Genomic DNA, 19,160 nt, shown 5'->3' with positions numbered 1-19,160 from the left:
GCCCCCCGCCCGGCGCGGAACGCCGTGGGGGGGCGCCGCCGCGGCGGCACGGGGCCGACGGCCCCCGGCCGGGCGCCGTACGGCTGCGGCGGCGCCGTTCCGTACGGCCCGCGGACCGGCCGGATCAGTCCCGACCGGTCAGTACCCGACCGGTCAGTACCCGACCGGTCAGTCCCCGATCAGCGCGTCGACGAAGGCGCCCGGCTCGAACGGCGCCAGATCGTCCGGGCCCTCGCCCAGGCCCACCAGCTTCACCGGCACGCCCAGCTCCCGCTGGACCGCGATCACGATGCCGCCCTTGGCCGTGCCGTCCAGCTTGGTCAGCACGATCCCCGTGATCTCGACGACCTCCGCGAAGACCCGCGCCTGCACGAGGCCGTTCTGTCCGGTCGTCGCGTCGAGGACGAGCAGCACCTCGTCGAGCGGACCGTGCTTCTCCACGACACGCTTGACCTTGCCCAGCTCGTCCATGAGGCCGGTCTTCGTGTGCAACCGCCCCGCCGTATCGATGAGGACGACATCGGCGCCCTCCGCGATGCCCTCCTTGACCGCGTCGAAGGCGATCGACGCCGGGTCGCCGCCCTCGGGGCCCCGTACGGTGCGCGCGCCGACGCGTTCGCCCCAGGTCTGGAGCTGGTCGGCGGCGGCGGCGCGGAACGTGTCCGCCGCGCCGAGGACGACCGACCGGCCGTCCGCGACGAGCACTCGCGCCAGCTTGCCCGTGGTCGTGGTCTTGCCGGTGCCGTTGACCCCGACGACCATCACGACGCCGGGCGTCTCCAGACCGCTCTCCGTCTTCACCGCCCGGTCGAGATCGGGGTCGAGGAGGACCAGCAGCTCCTCCCTGAGCAGCGTGCGCAGCTCCGCCGGGGTGCGGGTGCCCAGCACCCGGACGCGCTCGCGCAGCCGCTCGACCAGCTCCTGGGTCGGGGCGACGCCGACATCGGCGGTGAGGAGGGTCTCCTCGATCTCCTCCCAGGTCTCCTCGTCCAGGTGCTCGCGGGAGAGCAGGGTGAGCAGTCCCTTGCCGAGGGAGTTCTGCGAGCGGGCGAGCCGCGCGCGCAGCCGGACCAGCCGGCCGGCCGACGGCTCGGGGATCTCGATGGCGGGCGCCTCGACCGCCTCGGCGGGCTCCTCGACGGCGACCGGCGCACCGGTGGTGTCGGGGAGCCCGACCTCCTCGATCGTGCGGCGCGATTCGTCGCGCGGTGTCTCCGCCTCGTCACCGACGTGCGGTTCGGCGGGTGGGGCTGTGATGGTCGGCGTGCTCGACGGCGCCGAGGGCGGCAGCTTCTTCTTGCGGCTGCCGACCACGAGCCCGCTGATCGCGCCGACCGCGACCAGGGCGATGACTACAACAAGGATGACGATTTCCATAACTCTCCCAGTATCGGCCACGGCCGGGCGCGGCTCCCGGCCACGCCGGGGCGCGTCCCGGCGTGATCCGCCCCGGCCATGACTTCAGAGGCTCACACGAAGACCCTCGTGACGATTTGGACGTTTTACCCCGAACGCGCGATGGTGGAGGTTCCGGTTTCGCCCGGAGTCCACTCCCCCAGGACCCCCACCTCTGTACGGAGCCCGTTCATGCCCCACGCCTCCGCCCCCGAAGGCGCGCTGGAGACCCGCGGTCTGGAACCCGTCCCCGACGCCGAGCGCACCGGTCGCGTGCGGGGACTCTTCCCCACCTGGGTCGCCGCCAACATCAGCGTGCTGCTCCTCACGATGGGCGCCGGTCTGATCGTCCTCAACGGACTCAACTTCTGGCAGGCGCTGGTCGTCGCGGTCGCTGCGCCCCTCGTCTCGTACGGCACGGTCGGGTTGATCTCCATCGCGGGCAAGCGCGGCGGAGCGCCCGGGATGGCGCTCTCGCGGGCGGTCTTCGGCCAGCGCGGGAACCTCTTCCCGGGGTCGCTGATCTGGGTCGCCCGCTGGGGCTGGGAGACGATCAACGCGGTGACCGGGGCGTACGCCGTGCTGACGGTGCTCGATCTGCTCTTCGGGATCAAGCGCAGCACCCCGCTCGTCGTGGTCACGCTGCTGCTCTTCGTGGCCGGGACCTTTCTGGTCTCGGGACTGGGCATCAGGGCGCTGCGGATCTGCAGCACCTGGTCGGCGTATCTCTTCGGCGCGTTCAGCGTGCTGGTGCTGGTCCATCTCGTCGCGGAAACCGACTGGTCGGCGGTCTTCGGCAAGCCGGCCGGTCCGACCGCGATGGTGATCGCGGGCATCGGCACCATCGCGGCGGGCGGCCTCAGCTGGGTCCCCTCGGGCCCGGACTTCACCCGCTATCTGCCCCGGTCGGCCTCCGGCCGGGGGATGGTCGGCACGACGGTGGGCGGCGCGGGGATCACCGTGGTGCCCCTGGTACTGATGGGCGCGGTGATGGCGGTGGGCGCCCCCGATCTGGCCACGGCGCAGGACCCCGTCTCCTTCATCGGCGCGCTGCTGCCCACCTGGATCTCCGTGCCGTATCTGCTGATCGCGCTGGTGGGGATGGTGCTGATCAACTCGATGTCGATGTATTCGGCGGGGTTCACGGCGCAGACCCTGGGCATCAAGGTGCCCCGTGCCTGGGCGGTCAGCGTGAACGCGGTGATCAGCCTGGTCCTCGGCTTCCTGCTGATGGTGATCGCCACGAGCTTCATCGGCTCGTTCGTCTCGTTCCTCACGTTGCTCGCGGTGGCGTTCTCCGCGTGGATCGGCGTCTTCGGCGTGGACATGCTGCGGCGGCGTACGTACGACGCCACGGCGCTGATGGACACGACCCGCACCAGTGGCTACTGGTACCGGAGCGGCTTCGCCCCGTCGGCCATGGCCGCCTGGGGTACGGCGCTGGTGGTGGGGGTGCTCTTCACGTCGGTGGAGTGGTTCTCGGGCCCCCTCGCCGGGACCTGGGTCGGCGAGAACGGCCTGGGCTGGGTGGTCACGGTCCTCGTGGCGGCGGGGCTGTACGGGGTGCTGCCGCGCGAGCGCGCGAAGACCCCGGCGCCCGCGGAAGCGGAGAGCGGGGCCGAGGCCGGTGAACGGACGGGGGCGGATACGGGAACGAGGACGGACGGGGCCGGGGCCGGGGCCGGTGAACGGACGGGGGCGGATACGGACGGGGCCGGGTCCGCGTCGGCGACGCTGCCCGTCTGACCTCCGGCGCCCTCACGCGGGGACGGACGCGGGGACGGAGTCGGGACCTGGCGGGGGAACCGTTCGGCAGCCCCGCGGGTCGCGACAACCGCTACCCCATCTCCTCCAGCGTCTTCCCCTTCGTCTCCTTCACGAAAAGGATCACGAAGGGAATGGAGAGCGTGGCGAAGCAGGCGTAAATGATGTACGTACCCGAAAGGTTCCAGTCGGCCAGGCTCGGGAAGCTCGCCGTGATGGCCCAGTTGGCGATCCACTGCGCCGAGGCGGCGACGCCGAGCGCGGCGGCGCGGATCCTGTTCGGGAACATCTCGCCGAGGAAGACCCAGACGATGACACCCCACGAGAGCGCGAAGAAGAGCACGAACACGTGCGCCGCGATCAGGGCGACGGTGCCCTCGGTGCTGGGCAGCTTGCCGTTGACCAGGTGCGCGGAGAACGCCCATGCCTCGCAGGCGAGCGCGACGGCCATACCGGCGGAGCCGACGAGGGCGAGCGGCTTGCGGCCGACCCGGTCCACCAGGACCATCGCGATCACGGTGCCGATGATGTTGACGATCGATGTCGTGAACGAATAGAGGAACGAGCTGGACGGGTTGATCCCGACGGACTGCCAGAGGGTCGCCGAGTAGTAGAAGGCGACGTTGATGCCGACGAGCTGCTGGAAGACCGAGAGCCCGATCCCCACCCACACGATGGGCAGGAAGAAGAAGCCGCCACCGCCCAGCAGGTCCTTGAAGGTGGACTTGTGCTCGCGGCGCATCGCGTGCTCGATCTCGGTGATCCGCGCGTTCAGATCGACGCCCTTGCTCTCGACCTCGGCGAGCACCTCCTTGGCGCGGTCCACCTGGCCGACGGAGATCAGGAAGCGCGGGGACTCGGGGATCGCGAAGGAGAGGAGGCCGTAGAGCAATGCCGGTACGACCATCACACCGAGCATCCACTGCCACGCCTCGAAGCCCAGCAGCTTGCCACGCTGGTCACCGTCGGCGAGTTGGAGGATGCCGAAGTTGACGAGCTGCGAGACGGCGATGCCGATGACGATCGCGGCCTGCTGGAAGGAGCCGAGCCGGCCGCGGTAGGCCGCCGGGGAGACCTCCGCGATGTACGCGGGGCCGATCACCGACGCCATACCGATCGCGAAGCCGCCGATGATCCGCCAGAACGCGAGATCGTAGATGTTGAACGGCAGGGCCGAACCGACGGCGCTGATCGTGAAGAGGACGGCGGAGATCTGCATGCAGCGGATCCGGCCGATCCGGTCGGCGATCCGGCCCGCCGTGGCGGCCCCGATCGCACAGCCGATCAGTGCGATGGCGATGACCTGGGCGAGGGCCGCGGAGCCGATGTCGTACCGGTCCCGGATGGCTTCGACGGCCCCGTTGATCACCGAGCTGTCGTATCCGAAGAGGAAGCCGCCCATCGCGGCGGCGGCCGTGATGAAGACGACATGGCCGAGATGTTCCGGGTGGGCCGCTCGACCTCCTGTCGGCGGAACCTGCGCTGTGCTGGTCACGTGTACTCCTGAAGCCGCCCGGCTGCGTCGCCGGGCGTGGGGTGGGGGAGCCCTACAAGTGAGGCATAACGTCCCGTCAGCCACCACTTGAAGGCAAAAGCAACGCGAAAGAGCGTATGCCTTCACCTTTCGAATGGACAGCGCGGGGGTCATGCGCAGCACGGTGCGACAAAGTCGGCGAATCACCCTCTCCTCATCTTCAAGATGTGAAGGTTGCCGGAGCCTCGGTGAAGGCGATGCCCTCAGCGGAGCCGCTGGCTGATGACTTTGGATACCCCGTCGCCCTGCATGGACACCCCGTAGAGCGCGTCGGCGACCTCCATCGTCCGTTTCTGATGGGTGATCACGATGAGCTGCGAGCTCTCCTGGAGCTCCTGCATGATGCGGATCAGCCGCTGGAGATTGGTGTCGTCGAGCGCCGCCTCGACCTCGTCCATCACGTAGAACGGGCTCGGACGCGCCTTGAAGATCGACACCAGCAGCGCCACCGCCGTCAGGGACCGCTCGCCGCCGGAGAGCAGCGAGAGCCGCTTGACCTTCTTGCCCGGCGGTCTGGCCTCCACGTCCACGCCCGTGGTCAGCATGTTCTCCGGGTCCGTCAGGATCAGCCGCCCCTCACCGCCGGGGAAGAGCCGGGAGAAGACGCCCTCGAACTGGACGGCGGTGTCCCGGAACGCCTCGGTGAAGACCTGCTCCACCCGCTCGTCGACCTCCTTCACCACGCCCAGCAGATCGGCCCTGGCCTTCTTCAGGTCTTCGAGCTGCGTGGAGAGGAACTGATGGCGCTCCTCCAGCGCGGCGAACTCCTCAAGGGCCAGTGGATTCACCTTCCCGAGCTGCTGATACGCCCGTTCGGCGGCCTTGAGCCGCTTCTCCTGCTCGGCCCGCGCGTAGGGCCTGAGCCGGTTCCGCGGATCCTCCGGGTCCTCCGGCAGCTCCTCGCCCTCGGCTGCGGGCGACGGCGGCACGGGCTGGCCGGGGCCGTACTCGGCGATCAGCCCGGCCGGCTCGACGCCCAGCTCCTCCAACGCCTTCGCCTCCAGCTGCTCGATCCGCAACCGCTTCTCGGCGCCGAGCACCTCGCCCCTGTGCACCGAGTCGGTGAGCTTGTCCAGCTCGCTCTTGAGGTCGCGGCCGGTGTTCCGCTCGGCGGTCAGCTCCCGGTCCCGTACGGATCCGGCCTCCTCGGCCGCGGCGCGCTCCGCCTCGGCCCGTACGACGGACACCTCGACGTGCGCGAGCAGCTGCCGGGCGCCGGACGCGACCGCCGCGGCGGTCCGGGCCTCGTGACGGAGCCGGGCACGCCGCCGCTCCGCGCGGGCCCGCGCCTCGCGCTCGGCGCGCGCCGCCCGGTCGAGACCGTCGGCCCGGCCCGCGAGCCCCTTCACACGCTCCTCGTGGGTACGGACCTGGAGCCTGGCCTCCATCTCGGTCTGCCGGGCGTTGGCACCGTCGGCGGCGAGCCGGTCGCGTACCGAGGTGTCGGGCTCCTCCTGCCCCTCCCCGAAGGGGGACTCCTCCTCCGCGACGAGCAGCCGCTCCGTCAGCTCCTCCGCCTGCTCCGTGGCGCGCTCCAGCGCCTCCTGCGCCTCGGCGGCGGCCCCGGCGGCCCGTTCGGCCTCCGCGGCGGCGGCGCGGGCCTGCCCGGAGAGCCGGCCGAGCCGCCCGGACACGGCGGACTTCTCCCGGTCGGCGGCCCGGCGGCGCTCCCCCAGCTCCTCCACGAGCGCGGCGTGTTCGGCGCGGCGCCCGGTGGTGGCGCGCTGGTCCCCGGCCAGTTCCTCGCACCGTACGGCGAGCAGCGCCAGCTCGGCGGCGGCCTGGTCGACGGCGGCCTGCGCCTCCAGCAGGCTGGGCGCCCCCGCGGAGCCGCCGTGCGCGAAGTGCGCCCCGAGCACATCCCCTTCGGCGGTCACGGCGGTGAGCGTGGGCCGCGCGGCGACGAGTTCCTCGGCGTCCTCAAGGGTCGCGACGACCACCATGTCGCGCACGAGGCGGCGTACGGCGCCCATCAGCTCGGCGGGTCCCTGGACGAGATCGATGACGTACGGCGCGGCGACAGCGGTCCGTACGGAGCCGGCGGGGCCGGGCACCGCGCCCACCGGCTCCGCACCGGGGCCGCCGCTCTGCGCGGGAACGCCGCCGGGCACGGACCGACCGTGCGACGGGGCGGGCGGCGGCACGGACGACGGTGCCGACGGCGCGGACTCGGCTGACGACAGGGCGGACGGAACCGGAGGCGCGGGCGGTACGGGCGGCGTGGCGGGGGCAGGGGCGGCGGCAGGGGCGGGCAGCGCGGCGGGGGCGGCGGCAGGGGCGGGGGCCTCGGCGCCCAGCAGCAACGCCGCGCGGCCCGCGTCCCGCTCGCGCAGCAGCCGCAGGGCCTCCGCCGCCGCCGCGGGGCCGCTGACCGCGATCGCGTCGGCCGCCGCGCCCAGCGCCGCCGCGACCGGGATCTCCTGACCCGGTACGACGGTGAGCAGCTCCGCGGCGGGCCCCAACAGTCCGGTCACCCGGTCGCGGGCGCCCAGCAGCGCCCCGGTTCCGTCCTTGCGGCGCAGCCCCAGGGCGAGGGCGTCATGGCGGGCGCTCAGGGCCGCGCGCTCACGCTCCGCCGTGGTCGCGGCGTCGCGCGCCGCGCTCTGTGCCGTCTCCGCGTCGGAGAGCGCGCGCCGGGCGTCCTCGTACCGCTGCGCGAGCGCGTCGTCCTCCGCGTCGAGACCGTCGACCTCGGCCTTGAGCTGCTCGTACTCCTCCTGCGCCAGGGCGGCGCGCTCCCGTGCCTCGTCCCTGGCCGCGGCGAGGCGGCCGATCTCCGCCTGGGCCGAGGCGGCCCGGCCACGCGCCGCGGTGACCTGACCGTGCAGCCGGGCCAGGCCCTCGCGGCGGTCGGCGAGGGCGCGGGCGGCATCCCGCAGGCGGCGTTCCTCCGCGGCGAGTTCCCGTTCCAGTTCGGCGCGGTGGGCGACGGTGTCCTCGCGCGCGTGCTCGGCCGCCTCCAGCGCGGCGGCCAGCTCGGCCTCCTGCTCGCGGATCCGGGCGGCCTCGCGCTCCATGTCCTCGGGGTCGCGGCCGCGCCGTTCCTCCTCGGGGGCGCTGGTGGCGCTGGTGACCCGCGCCTCGGCCAGCGAGACGGTGCCGCGCACCCGTTCGGCGAGCTGCGACAGCTCGTACCACGTCTGCTGGGCTTTCCGGAGGCGCGGCGCGAGCCGCCGTACCTCCTCCTCCAGCTCCGCCTCACGGCTCAGCGCGGCCTTCAGCCTGCGCTCCGCGTCCTCCTTGCGGCTCTTCAGCTCGGCCTCGTCGGCGATCTCCGCGCGCAGCGCCTCGCGCAGCCGCACCAGGTCGTCCGCGAGCAGCCGCAGCCGGGCGTCGCGCAGGTCGGCCTGGATGACGGCGGCGCGCCGGGCGACCGCCGCCTGCCGGCCGAGCGGCTTGAGCTGACGGCGCAGCTCGTCCGTCAGGTCCTGGACGCGGGCGAGATTCGCCTTCATCGCCTCCAGCTTTCGCAGCGCCTTCTCTTTCCGCTTGCGGTGCTTGAGCACTCCGGCGGCTTCTTCGATGAATGCGCGGCGGCCCATCGGATCGGCGTGGAGCACGGAGTCGAGCTGCCCCTGTCCGACGATCACGTGCATCTCGCGGCCGATACCGGAGTCGGAGAGCAGTTCCTGAATATCGAGCAACCGGCAGGTGTCGCCATTGAGCTGGTATTCGCTGCCGCCGTTCCGGAACATGATCCGCGTAACGGTGACCTCGGCGTACTCGATCGGCAGCGCGCCGTCGGAGTTGTCGATCGTGAGGGAGACCTCCGCGCGGCCGAGCGCGGGGCGCCCGGTCGTGCCGGCGAAGATCACGTCCTCCATTTTCCCGCCGCGCAGCGACTTCGCCCCCTGCTCCCCCATGACCCAGGAGAGCGCGTCCACCACATTGGATTTCCCGGAGCCGTTCGGGCCCACGACGCAGGTGATACCCGGCTCGAAGCGCAGCGTCGTGGCGGAGGCGAAGGATTTGAACCCGCGCAGGGTCATGGCCTTGAGGTGCACGCCGCCGGACTCTACCCGCCGCGGATCGTCCGTCGGCGGTTTCACCGTGGAACGCGCAGGGCACATCAGACGTTAAGAAAGGCGTGGCAACGCCAACAAAGCTTCGTACAGGGGAAGATGGAAAGAAAGAAGGGACGCCGAAGCGTCCCTTGCATATCTTGCGAGAGTCTTTCTCACCCGGCCCCGACGGGGGCTGCCGTCAGGTGAGCGCCGGCTCCGCCTGGGGTACGTCAATATCCATGCCGTTGAGCAGCGACTCTCCGGGGTGCTGTGCGACAGCGGCGTTCAGCACGTCATTCTCGGACTGGATCCGTACGAGCTCGGATTCGAGGTCCTGGACGCGCTGCTGAAGCCGTCGCATCTCGGCGAGGAGTCGCGGGTCGGAACCGCCGACATAACCGAGAAGCGCCTTTGCCATGATGAATGGTCCTCCACACTGAGTGACCGACCGAATGCGGTGTGGGTCGTGAGGGAAATCGCACCCGCGGTGCCTGGCAGTGCTTGTTCGTCACTGCGGTTCTTACTGCCAAACAGCTAAGGTGCGCGGGGATTCCAGAGTCTCACCAAAAAGTTTGACGGTCAACACGATCACAGCCCGTACCGACGGGCGGCCCGGCGGCGCGGGCCCGTGGCCTGCGCGGCGGGCGCTCTCTCCGGCGCCCCGGGGCGCGCCCGGATCATCACTGACCGGGCAGCCTCGCACAGCCGGCCACTCCTGGCAACCACCAGGTCATCGCTGGTCATAGCGGAGAGTCACACATGCCCGTGGCATGTCCCGGCCATATGGACCGCCCGGCGGGGCCATCGCGTCACCGGATCGCGAAGCCCTCGTAACCGCCCCGCGGGGTGTCCCAGATCTCAGTGACTCCGTCCACTCTCCCGGGTGTGTCGGCGGAGCGCAGCCACTCCAGCAGGCGGTGGCAATTGTCACGCGGCCCCTCCGCGACGATCTGCACCCTGCCGTCGTCCAGATTGAGGGCGAATCCGGTGAGGCCGCCGATCTCCAGTGCGTTCGCCCTGGTGAACCAGCGGAAGCCAACTCCTTGTACTCGGCCGCGTACCCAAGCCGTGAGTCGTACATCTTCTTTCATACGCGCAAAAGTAATCGGCCAATTGGTCCGCGGGCCCGGCGCCCCCACGGGCCATGCCGTACAGTCCGGTCGCAATGAGCCTCACTCATACGGGTGAGTAACGTTGCCGTCGAAACTGAGGAAGGCACCACAGATGGGACGCCACCGACGCTCCGCCGCCCCCGGCGCACCTGTCGAATCCCCTGAGGGCCCCGCGGCCGGCCCCGGCGCCACACCGCGCCGCAAGGGCCGGGTCACCAAGCCCGTCCGTACGGGACTGCTCGGCGCCTCCGCGGCGATGGCGGTCGGCGCTGTCGCGGTCGCCTCCGGACTGCTGCCCGGCGGTGGGCAGTTCTCGGTGAGCGGCGGCGGCACCACCGGTGAGCAGATCCGCAGCGAGGGCGCGCCCGAGCTCCAGCAGCAGGGCGGCACGTCCGCGGATCCGACGCGCGACGCGAGGGTGGAGCCCAGCCGCAGCGCGGAGCGGACGACGGGACCGGAGAAGAAGCCGGCCTCCCCCTCCTCCGCGGCCCCCTCCTCCCCGACCAGGGCGACGACCGCCCCGGCGCCGCCGAAGCCGAAGACCGAGGCCCCGTCGAAGGAGACGGAGTCCGGCGGGTCCGCGGGCTCCGCCGGTTCACCCGCCCAGGAGGACAAGGCCCCGGCCCCGGCGCCGACGCAGAGCACGGACCGCGCGGCCGAGCAGCCCCAGACGGCGCCCTCGTCCGCCGCGTCGGCCGTGCTCTCGCTGGTCAACAAGGAGCGGGCCAAGGCCGGCTGCGCCGCCCTGAAGTCCGACGCGAGCCTGAACGCGCTGGCCCAGTCGTTCAGCGAGGACATGGCGGCGCGCGGCTTCTTCGACCACACGGACCCCGACGGTGACTCTCCCTGGGACCGCGCGGAACAAGCGGGTGTGAAGAACCTCGGAGGCGAGAACATAGCCCGGGGGCAGGCCACCGCCGAGGCGGTGATGGACTCCTGGATGAACAGCGAGGGCCACCGCGCCAACATCCTGAACTGCGACTACACCCGGCTCGGCGTCGGGGTGCACACCGGCTCCGGCGGCCCGTGGTGGACGCAGAACTTCGGCTTCTGAGGACCTCTCCGGCGCTCTGCCGTCGGTCCCGCCCCGGCGGCACCGTCCGGGATACGTACACGCACCAGGAGACACGCACCAGGAGAAAGCGCCACCCACCGGGTGGCGCTTACCGGTAGTAGGGTGCGGATATGGACACTTTCTCCGCTGACGCCGCGCTCGGCGGGTACGCCTTCGACGTGTTCGCCCGGCAGTGCCCCTCGCGCGGCACGCTGGAGCATGTGACGGGCCGCTGGGGCGGCCTCGTCCTCGGCGCGCTCCACCGGAGTGGCTGCCGATTCAACGAACTGCGGCGCCGTGTCGACGGGGTGAGCGAGAAAATGCTCTCCCAGACCCTGCACGCCCTGGAGCGGGACGGCCTCGTACGCCGCGACGCGCAGCCGGTCAATCCGCCGCGGGTGGACTACGAGCTGACACCGCTGGGGCGGGACGTCGCCGAGCGGTTGTTCGACCTCATCCACCTGGTGGAGGGGCGGATGCCCGAGGTGCTCGCGGCGCGGGAGCGTTACGACACGGCGCGCGGCGCGGCGCCCGGTACGGCGCGCGGCGGTCGCTGACAGCGCGGACAGAAGTAGCTGGACCGGTTCATCCAGGGGCGCCGGCGGATCGGGGTCCCGCAGCGGCCGCACGGCTCGCCCTCGCGTCCGTACGCGTCGAGCGACCGGTCGAAGTAGCCGGACTCGCCGTTCACATTGACGTACAGGCTGTCGAAGCTCGTTCCGCCGACGGACAGCGCCGCGTTCATCACGTCGCGCGCGTGGCCGAGCAGTTCGGCGGCGCGCGGCCGGGGCAGCGCCTCGGTGGGGCGTTCGTAGTGGAGCCGGGCGCGCCAGAGCGCCTCGTCCGCGTAGATGTTGCCGACGCCGCTGATGAGTGACTGGTCGAGCAGGGCGCGCTTGACGGTCGTACGGCGCAGCTTGAGCGCGGTGAGGAAGGCGTCCTCGTCGAAGGCGGGGTCCAGGGGGTCGCGGGCGATGTGCGCGATGACGTCCGGGAGACCCTCGGGGGTGTTGTCGTGGAGCGAGAGGCCGCCGAAGGTCCGCTGGTCGACGAAGCGCAGCTCGGTGCCGAGTTCGTCGGCGAAGCGGACGCGGATCCGCAGGTGCTTCTCGTCGGGCGCGGTCTCGGGCTGGACGAGGAGCTGACCGCTCATCCCGAGATGACCGAGGATCGAGGCGTCGGTGTCGGCGAGCGGCAGCCACAGGTACTTGCCGCGGCGCCGCGCGACACCGATGGTGTGTCCCTTGAGGCGCGCCGCGAAGTCCGTGCCGCCCGCGAGGTGGCGCCGTACCGCGCGCGGATGGAGCACCTCGGTCTCGGCGACGGTCCGGCCGCTGACCCATCGTTCGAGTCCACGCCGGACGACTTCGACCTCGGGCAGCTCGGGCACGGGACTCCTCGGAACGACGGAACGGCAAGAACGACGGAACGGCAAGGACGGCGAAGGGGGACGGGGCGGTGAACGGGAGACGCCCCTCGGGCCGCGGACGACACGAGGGGCGCACCGTGAAGGAGCGTACGTACGGACAGGCGTACGGTCAGGACGTCGGCGCCTCCGCCGAGGCCGGATCCGTCGATGCCGGATCCGCCGGGGCCGCTTCCGAAGCCGAAGCCACGTCCGCCGGGGCGGCATCGACGGCCTCCGCGGCGCCGTCACCGTCACCGAGGGGCGCACCCGCGGCAGCCGGTTCACCCGCGCCGGACTTCGCCGCCGCTTCCCGTGCGTCGGCCGAGGCCCGGATGGAGCGCCAGGCGGACTCCGCCGCCTGCTGCTCCGCTTCCTTCTTGCTGCGGCCGGTGCCGGTGCCGTACGAGACACCACCGACGCGGGCGGCAGCAGTGAAGGTCTTCTCGTGGTCGGGTCCCGACTCCGTGACGAGGTACTCGGGCACGCCGAGGGCCTCCGCCGCGGTCAGCTCCTGGAGACTGGTCTTCCAGTCCAGGCCCGCCCCGAGATTCGAGGACTTCTCGATCAGCGGGTCGAAGAGCCGGTGCACCAGCTCGGACGCCGCGTCGAGGCCCTGGTCGAGATAGACGGCGCCGATCACCGCTTCAAGGGTGTCGGCGAGAATGGACGCCTTGTCCCGCCCACCCGTGCCCTCTTCACCCCGGCCGAGCCGGATGAAGGAGCCGAGTTGGAGGCCGCGGCCCACTTCCGCCAGCGCACGCGAGTTGACCACCGCGGCCCGCAACTTGGCCAGCTGGCCTTCGGGCAGGTCCGGGTGGATGCGGTACAGCGTGTCCGTGACCACCAGGCCGAGCACCGAATCCCCGAGGAATTCGAGCCGCTCGTTGGTGGGCAGACCGCCGTTCTCGTACGCGAACGAACGGTGGGTCAGCGCACGCACCAGAAGGGCGGTCTCGAGCTGATACCCGAGCCGCCCTTCCAGAAGCGTGTGGGACGAGGCCGTACTGACAGTGTCTGTCTGCTTCTTGGCAGGGGACAGTTCAGACATCGAGCCTCTCACCAGCCGCTCAGACCTCGAGGACCTGGCGCTTGTTGTAGGTGCCGCAGCTCGGGCACGCGATGTGCTGGAGCTTCGGCTCCTGGCAACGCTCGCACGAAACCAGGTTGGGGACCGCAGCCTTCCACTGCGACCGGCGGTGGCGCGTGTTGCTGCGCGACATCTTCCGCTTCGGAACAGCCACGGCTACTTCTCCTGCTTCTCGTCGACGCCCGCTTCGGCGCCGCCCATGTTGTCCTTCTCGCCGTCCTTGACGGTCTCGGCGAGTCCCTGCAATGCCGCCCAACGGATGTCGACGGCGTCGTGGTGGTGGTCCGGGTTGTCGTCCAGCCTGATCCCACATGTGGAACACAGACCGGAGCAGGTCTCCCGGCACACCGGCTGCATCGGCAGTGCGAGCACCACCGCATCACGCAGCACGGGTTCGAGGTCGAACAGGCCGTCCTCGATGAAGAGTGTGTCCTCGTCGTCCTCGGCATCGTCGGCCGGCTCCGCGCGGACGCGGCCCCGGTCGTCGGTGTCGTGGTACGAGAACAGCTCCTGGAATTCCGCCGCCACTTCCTGGCCGAGCGGCTCCAGACACCTTACGCACTCCCCTTCGGCCGTGACACGGGCGGTGCCCGTGACGAGCACCCCGTCCATGACCGACTCCATGCGGAGGTCCAGCTCCACCGGGGCGCCCTCGGGCGCTCCGATGACCCCGTCGATACCGAAGTCCTTCGGGGCGGGCGCCGAGCGGGTCAGCTTCCGGAGCGCACCAGGACGCCGCCCCAGCTCGTGTGTGTCGAACACGAGGGGGTTGTGGTGGTCGAGGCGCGCGTTCAGGGCCGTTCCCGCTTTCGGATCGTGAAGAGAGGGCCGCCACCGTCGCTTGAGCGAAGCGGGCAGCCTGAGCCGCGGACATGCACACGGCCGAAGAACCAGGGTACTGGACCGGCCGCCGTAGACCCAATCGGGCTGCCGCGGTCCCGGAGGACCGGCCGGGTCAGCGGCCCTGTTCGTAACGGCGGAGCTGCTCGATGTCGATCATGCTCGTGTCGAAGAAGCTGGTCTCGTCGAGGGAGCCCTGCTGGTCGGCTGGGGCGGCGGGCAGGGCCGGGAGCGCGGGGCGCCCGTCCGTCTGCTGCTGTTGCTGCTGCTGCTGCTGCCAGCCGTAGTTCGGGTCGTACCCCTGGGCCTGCTGCGCGCCCTGGAGCTGTCCCTGGCCCTGGTCCTGGCCGTACCCCTGCTGCTGGTACGGGTACGGGTCCTGCTGGTAGCCGTACGTGTCCTGCTGGTAGCCCGCCCCGTAGCCGGGCTCCGCGGCCGGGTACGCCGGGTCCTGGTAGCCGCCGGAGGTGCCGTAGCCGCTGCCGCCGTCCTGGTAAGCCGCGGCGGCCGGCTGCTGTGCGTAGGCGGGGTCCGTGAAGGGCTGCTGAGTGGGCACAGGGGGCATGGCGGGCATAGCGGGCTCCGTGGGACCCGTGGGCTGCTGCGGGGCCGCCACGGGCGCCTGGAGGGCCTCCCTCGGGGTGCCGGCGAGATCGGCCAGGTAGTCGGCGTCGCTGAGGCGTGCCTGGGGGCCCGCCGCGTCCTGGGCCGCCATGTGCGCGCCCAGCTCGTCGGACTCCGTACGGCCGTGCAGCTTCTGCCGGCCCCGGCCGACCGCTTCGAGGGTCTTGGTCAGTACGGCCTCGAAGGCGCCGATCTTGGCGTCGACGTACTCGTCGGCCCGCCGGATCAAGGTGCTGGGGTCTGCGCTGTACTCCGGGGCGTCGTCGTCATCGCCGCCCGCGTACCCCGCCTCGCCGGAGCCCGGGGAGCGGCCGAGGAGCTTCTCCCTGCCTCGGTCGACGGAGCCGATGGTCTTGGTGAGGACGACCTCGAAGTTGGCGAGCTTGGAGTCGACGTAGTCGTCCGCCTCGGCGCGGATCTCCTCGGCCTCCCTGCGGGCCTCGGCGAGGATACGGTCGGCCTCCTCCTGGGAGCGGCGGGCGACCGCGGTGTCCGAGATCAGGGTGGATCGCTGGGCGTGCGCGCCCTCGATGATGCGCTCCGCCTCCTGGCGGGCCTGTTCGGCGAGCTGTTCCTGCCCGCCGATCAGCTCCTGGGCCTGGGCCAGCGAGTCGGGCAGCGCTTCCCGCACCTCTTCGAGCAGCGCGAGCAGCTCGGCCCGGTTGACCACGCAGGACGCCGACATGGGCATCGAGCGGGCGTTGCCCACCGTGTCGACGATCTCGTCGAGCTTCTTCTGCACGTCCACCGTGTGCTCGCCACTCTTTCGGCCGGTTTGGAGACGGACGCAACGACTGTAAGGCCAGTCCGCGTCCGTCCGACACCGGGTGACGGGCGGTCAGGACCGTCACTTCCTGCCGAGGCGCTCCATGATCGCGGTGTGGACGACGGGGGGCAGCAGGTGGGAGACGTCACCGCCCCAGGTGGCCACCTCTTTCACCAGGGAGGAGGAGAGGAAGCTGTACGTGGGGTTGGTGGGGACGAACAGGGTCTCGACGCCCGAGAGCCCGTTGTTCATCTGGGCCATCTGCAACTCGTAGTCGAAGTCGCTGACGGCCCGCAGGCCCTTGACGATGGCCGGGATGTCGCGCTCTTTGCAGAAGTCCACGAGAAGGCCGTGGAAGGACTCCACCTCGACGTTGCCGAACTCGGCGGTGACCTCCCGGATCAGTTCGATCCGTTCCTCGATCGTGAACAGCCCTTTTTTGGACTGGTTGATCATCACCGCGACGTGTACGACGTCGTACAGCTTGGAAGCGCGGGCGATGATGTCGAGATGTCCATTGGTGATGGGGTCGAAGGACCCCGGACAGACGGCGCGGCGCAACTGAATTCCCTCGCTCTCCGGTCCGGTCATGGTGCGTCTTCGTCACAAGAAGCGGCGCGACCGTACCAAAGCGTTCCCTCGCCGTAACGACGGGACCGCAGCGGTACGAAACCTGCCGGCCAGCCGAATTCCCCGCCTCTGGTGCTGCGTTCCACGGTGGCGACGGCGTCGTCGCTGAGCCAGCCCCCGGTCCGCAGTGTGAGCAGGATCTCCCGAAGATCGTCGTCGGTGACGGCGTACGGCGGGTCGAGGAACACCACGTCGTACGGGTCCCCCGGGGCCGGTCCCGTGACGATCTGCTCCGCCTTGCCGGTACGGACCTCGGCCCCGGGCAGTCCGAGCGCGGCGACGTTCTCGCGGACGGTACGGGCGGCGCGGCCGTCGGCCTCGACGAGCAGGGCGTGCGCGGCGCCGCGCGAGAGCGCTTCGAGGCCGACGGCGCCGGACCCGGCGTACAGATCGGCGATCCGGACGCCTTCCAGGGTGCCGAGGAGCGCCTGCCAGGTGGAGAAAAGGCCCTCACGCGCCCGGTCGGAGGTGGGGCGGGTGCCGGTGCCGGGCGGAACGGCGAGCCGGCGTCCGCCGGCGGCACCGGCGATCACGCGGGTCATGGGTGTCGGGTCCTCGGTTCGTGGGAGGGCTGGGATGGACGGAGCTGTCGGCGGCGGACGCCGGCTCGCACTCCACGATATTGCGTACGCGAGCGCGTACGCACCGGCCGGGTCCGGCCGGTGCCCGCGGGCCGGACCCGCCGGCGTCGGTCAGCCCTTGTCGAGGAACTGCTCGCGCTCCGTGTCCAGCAGCGCGTCCAGCGCCGTCCGCAGCTCGGGGCTGGACGCCAGCTCCGGGTCGGCGGCGACCACCGCCACGGCCTCCTCGCGGGCGGCGGCGATGATCTCCTCGTCCTCGATGACGGCGAGCATCCGCAGCGAGGACCGCACCCCGGACTGGGCCTGGCCCAGCACATCGCCCTCGCGGCGCTGTTCGAGGTCGATCCGGGACAGCTCGAAGCCGTCGAGCGTGGCGGCGACCGCGCCGAGCCGGGCCCTGGCGGGGCTCGCCTCCGGCATGTCGGTGACCAGGAGGCAGAGACCGGGGGCCGCGCCACGGCCGACCCGGCCGCGCAACTGGTGGAGCTGGGAGACGCCGAACCGGTCGGCGTCCATGATCACCATCGCCGTGGCGTTGGGGACGTTCACCCCGACCTCGATGACCGTCGTCGCGACCAGGACATCCACCTCGCCCGCGGCGAAGCGGCGCATCACGGCGTCCTTGTCGTCCGGCTGCATCCGGCCGTGCAGGACCTCGACGCGCAGCCCGGCCAGCGGCCCCGCCACCAACTGCTCCGCGACCTCCAGGACCGCGAGCGGGGGCCGCTTCTCGGCGTCCTCCGCGGCCTTCCCCTTGGCCGCGGACGCCTTCTTCTTCCCGCCCTTGCCGTTCTTCTCGTCCTCGTCGTCGCCGATGCGGGGGCAGACCACGTACGCCTGGTGCCCCTTGCCTACCTCCTCGCGGACCCGCTCCCAGGCACGGGCGAGGAAGTGCGGCTTGTCCTGCGCGGGGACGACATGGCTGGCGATCGGCGAGCGCCCCGCCGGGAGCTGGTCCAGGACGGAGGTCTCCAGGTCACCGAAGACGGTCATGGCGACCGTCCGGGGAATGGGGGTGGCCGTCATGACCAGCAGATGCGGCGGCTGCTTGCCCTTGGAGCGCAGCGCGTCACGCTGCTCCACGCCGAAGCGGTGCTGCTCGTCCACGACGACCAGCCCCAGGTCGTGGAAGCGCACCTTGTCCTCGATCAGCGCGTGCGTGCCGATCACCATCCCGGCCTCGCCGGTGACCAGGTCGAGCAGTGCCTGACGGCGCCCGGCGGTGCCCATGGAGCCGGTGAGCAGCACCACCTTCGTGGCGTTCTCCGCGCCGCCCAGCATTCCTCCCTGGGCCAGCTCGCCCATCATCTCCGTGATGGACCGGTGGTGCTGCTGCGCGAGGACCTCGGTGGGCGCCAGCAGCGCGGCCTGACCGCCCGCGTCCACGACGGTGAGCATCGCGCGCAGCGCGACGAGCGTCTTGCCGGAGCCGACCTCGCCCTGGAGCAGCCGGTGCATGGGGTGTTCGGTGGCGAGGTCCGCGAAGATCTCCGCGGTGACCTTCCGCTGGCCCTCGGTGAGCGTGAACGGCAGTCCGGCGTCGAAGGTGTCGAGCAGTCCGCCCACCACCGGCTCACGGGCGACGGCGGGGAGCTGGGTGTCCGCGTACCGCCGCCGGGCCAGCGCGACCTGGAGGACGAACGCCTCGTCCCACTTCAGCCGCGCCCGGGCGTCCTCGATGTCGGCCTTCGTCTCGGGCCGGTGGACCTTGAGCAGCGCCTCGGGCAGCGGGACGAAGCCGCGTCCCTCGCGCAGCGCGGGCGGCAGCGGGTCGGCGGCCTCCACGGCGCGCGGCAGGACGGCGTCCACCGCTTTGGTGATCTTCCAGGACTCCAGCCCCTTGCAGGCCGGGTAGATCGGGATCAGCTTGCCCGCGAAGGCGTTCACGGCGCTCGCGGCGTCGTCCTCGTCCACCGCGCCGGAGTCCGCCGCCGGCGCGAGCGGGACGTACGTGGGGTGCGCGAGCTGGAGCTTGCGGTTGAAGACCGAGACCTTGCCTGCGAACATGCCGCGGCTGCCGGGCGGGAGTTCCTTGTGCGGCTTGTGGAGTCCGCGGCCGAAGAAGACGAGCTGGAGCCGGCCACTGCCGTCGGTGAGGGTGATCTCCAGACGCTGACCGCGGCCGTGGTTGAACGTCAGGATGCGGGAGTCCGCGACCTGGGCGACCACCGTCACGTCCTCGTCCAGCGGGAGTTCGGCCAGCGTGGTGAGCTGGCCGCGCTCCTCGTACCGCCGTGGGTAGTGGTGGAGCAGGTCGCCGACCGTGTGCAGGCCGAGGTGTTCGGCCATCACCTTCGCGGTGGCGGGGCCGAGCGACTTCTTGAGTGGTTCATCCAGCGCGGACACGCGATCCATTGCACA

The 19,160-nt window shown here is 71.3% G+C and carries 16 protein-coding genes; 3 read left to right on the top strand and 13 right to left on the bottom strand.

All coding sequences use genetic code 11. The features are described 5' to 3' along the window. Window positions 1–168: 168 nt before the first annotated feature. Complete coding sequence (ftsY, locus tag ACFXKG_RS38165; protein ID WP_384849215.1) at window positions 169–1,377, bottom strand: signal recognition particle-docking protein FtsY; 1,209 nt, start codon at window positions 1,375–1,377, stop codon at window positions 169–171. Between the two features lie 210 nt (window positions 1,378–1,587). On the opposite strand from ftsY, the gene ACFXKG_RS38160 reads away from it, so the two are divergent. After that, the gene (locus ACFXKG_RS38160) at window positions 1,588–3,141 is read left to right on the top strand and encodes a purine-cytosine permease family protein (RefSeq protein ID WP_384849212.1); all 1,554 of its coding nucleotides are present in this window, start codon (window positions 1,588–1,590) and stop codon (window positions 3,139–3,141) included. Window positions 3,142–3,232: 91 nt separating this feature from the next. Here ACFXKG_RS38160 and ACFXKG_RS38155 read toward each other — a convergent pair whose 3' ends face one another. From ACFXKG_RS38155 to ACFXKG_RS38140, 4 genes are all read right to left on the bottom strand, one after another. Continuing rightward, on the bottom strand, window positions 3,233–4,654 hold the full coding sequence (locus ACFXKG_RS38155) for a sugar porter family MFS transporter (protein WP_384849209.1): 1,422 nt from the start codon (window positions 4,652–4,654) through the stop codon (window positions 3,233–3,235). Between the two features lie 242 nt (window positions 4,655–4,896). Continuing rightward, on the bottom strand, window positions 4,897–8,697 hold the full coding sequence (locus tag ACFXKG_RS38150) for a chromosome segregation SMC family protein (RefSeq protein ID WP_384849206.1): 3,801 nt from the start codon (window positions 8,695–8,697) through the stop codon (window positions 4,897–4,899). A 199-nt stretch (window positions 8,698–8,896) separates the two neighbouring features. After that, window positions 8,897–9,115 carry a hypothetical protein gene (locus ACFXKG_RS38145; protein WP_365812256.1) on the bottom strand — a complete coding sequence of 73 codons (219 nt, stop codon included), beginning with the start codon at window positions 9,113–9,115 and terminating at the stop codon, window positions 8,897–8,899. A gap of 391 nt (window positions 9,116–9,506) precedes the next feature. Then, the gene (locus ACFXKG_RS38140; RefSeq protein WP_365812258.1) at window positions 9,507–9,788 is read right to left on the bottom strand and encodes an acylphosphatase; all 282 of its coding nucleotides are present in this window, start codon (window positions 9,786–9,788) and stop codon (window positions 9,507–9,509) included. 133 nt (window positions 9,789–9,921) lie between these two features. Between ACFXKG_RS38140 and ACFXKG_RS38135 the strand changes: the two genes are divergently transcribed. Both ACFXKG_RS38135 and ACFXKG_RS38130 read left to right on the top strand, forming a co-directional pair. Then, window positions 9,922–10,863, top strand: a complete 942-nt coding sequence (locus tag ACFXKG_RS38135; RefSeq protein WP_384849203.1) for a CAP domain-containing protein — start codon at window positions 9,922–9,924, stop codon at window positions 10,861–10,863. A gap of 131 nt (window positions 10,864–10,994) precedes the next feature. Then, window positions 10,995–11,420, top strand: coding sequence for a winged helix-turn-helix transcriptional regulator (locus ACFXKG_RS38130; protein WP_384849200.1), 426 nt, complete (start codon window positions 10,995–10,997; stop codon window positions 11,418–11,420). Here ACFXKG_RS38130 and mutM read toward each other — a convergent pair. The 8 genes from mutM to recG form a co-directional block, all read right to left on the bottom strand. Further along, entirely contained in the window at window positions 11,369–12,253 is an 885-nt protein-coding gene (gene mutM / locus ACFXKG_RS38125) for a bifunctional DNA-formamidopyrimidine glycosylase/DNA-(apurinic or apyrimidinic site) lyase (protein ID WP_384849197.1), read from the bottom strand. The genes ACFXKG_RS38130 and mutM overlap by 52 nt on opposite strands. A gap of 148 nt (window positions 12,254–12,401) precedes the next feature. Further along, window positions 12,402–13,319 carry a ribonuclease III gene (gene rnc / locus ACFXKG_RS38120; protein ID WP_384849194.1) on the bottom strand — a complete coding sequence of 306 codons (918 nt, stop codon included), beginning with the start codon at window positions 13,317–13,319 and terminating at the stop codon, window positions 12,402–12,404. A gap of 19 nt (window positions 13,320–13,338) precedes the next feature. After that, window positions 13,339–13,512, bottom strand: coding sequence for a 50S ribosomal protein L32 (gene rpmF, locus ACFXKG_RS38115; RefSeq protein ID WP_053675094.1), 174 nt, complete (start codon window positions 13,510–13,512; stop codon window positions 13,339–13,341). Window positions 13,513–13,514: 2 nt separating this feature from the next. Continuing rightward, window positions 13,515–14,153: a YceD family protein gene (locus ACFXKG_RS38110; protein ID WP_384849227.1), complete on the bottom strand. Its 639-nt coding sequence runs from the start codon at window positions 14,151–14,153 to the stop codon at window positions 13,515–13,517. 160 nt (window positions 14,154–14,313) lie between these two features. Then, a complete protein-coding gene (locus tag ACFXKG_RS38105) occupies window positions 14,314–15,570 on the bottom strand; it encodes an ATP synthase F0 subunit B (RefSeq protein WP_384849191.1) in 1,257 nt (418 codons plus the stop codon). A 99-nt stretch (window positions 15,571–15,669) separates the two neighbouring features. Then, window positions 15,670–16,149 (bottom strand): pantetheine-phosphate adenylyltransferase, encoded by a 480-nt coding sequence (gene coaD / locus ACFXKG_RS38100; RefSeq protein WP_384849224.1) that lies wholly within the window; start codon window positions 16,147–16,149, stop codon window positions 15,670–15,672. A gap of 26 nt (window positions 16,150–16,175) precedes the next feature. Beyond that, complete coding sequence (gene rsmD / locus ACFXKG_RS38095; RefSeq protein ID WP_384849188.1) at window positions 16,176–16,760, bottom strand: 16S rRNA (guanine(966)-N(2))-methyltransferase RsmD; 585 nt, start codon at window positions 16,758–16,760, stop codon at window positions 16,176–16,178. Between the two features lie 150 nt (window positions 16,761–16,910). Continuing rightward, window positions 16,911–19,154 (bottom strand): ATP-dependent DNA helicase RecG, encoded by a 2,244-nt coding sequence (gene recG / locus ACFXKG_RS38090; protein WP_384849185.1) that lies wholly within the window; start codon window positions 19,152–19,154, stop codon window positions 16,911–16,913. Window positions 19,155–19,160 lie beyond the last annotated feature (6 nt).

Source organism: Streptomyces sp. NPDC059255 (assembly GCF_042752355.1).
Lineage (GTDB): Bacteria > Actinomycetota > Actinomycetes > Streptomycetales > Streptomycetaceae > Streptomyces.
This window is presented reverse-complemented; position numbering and strand designations above follow the sequence as displayed.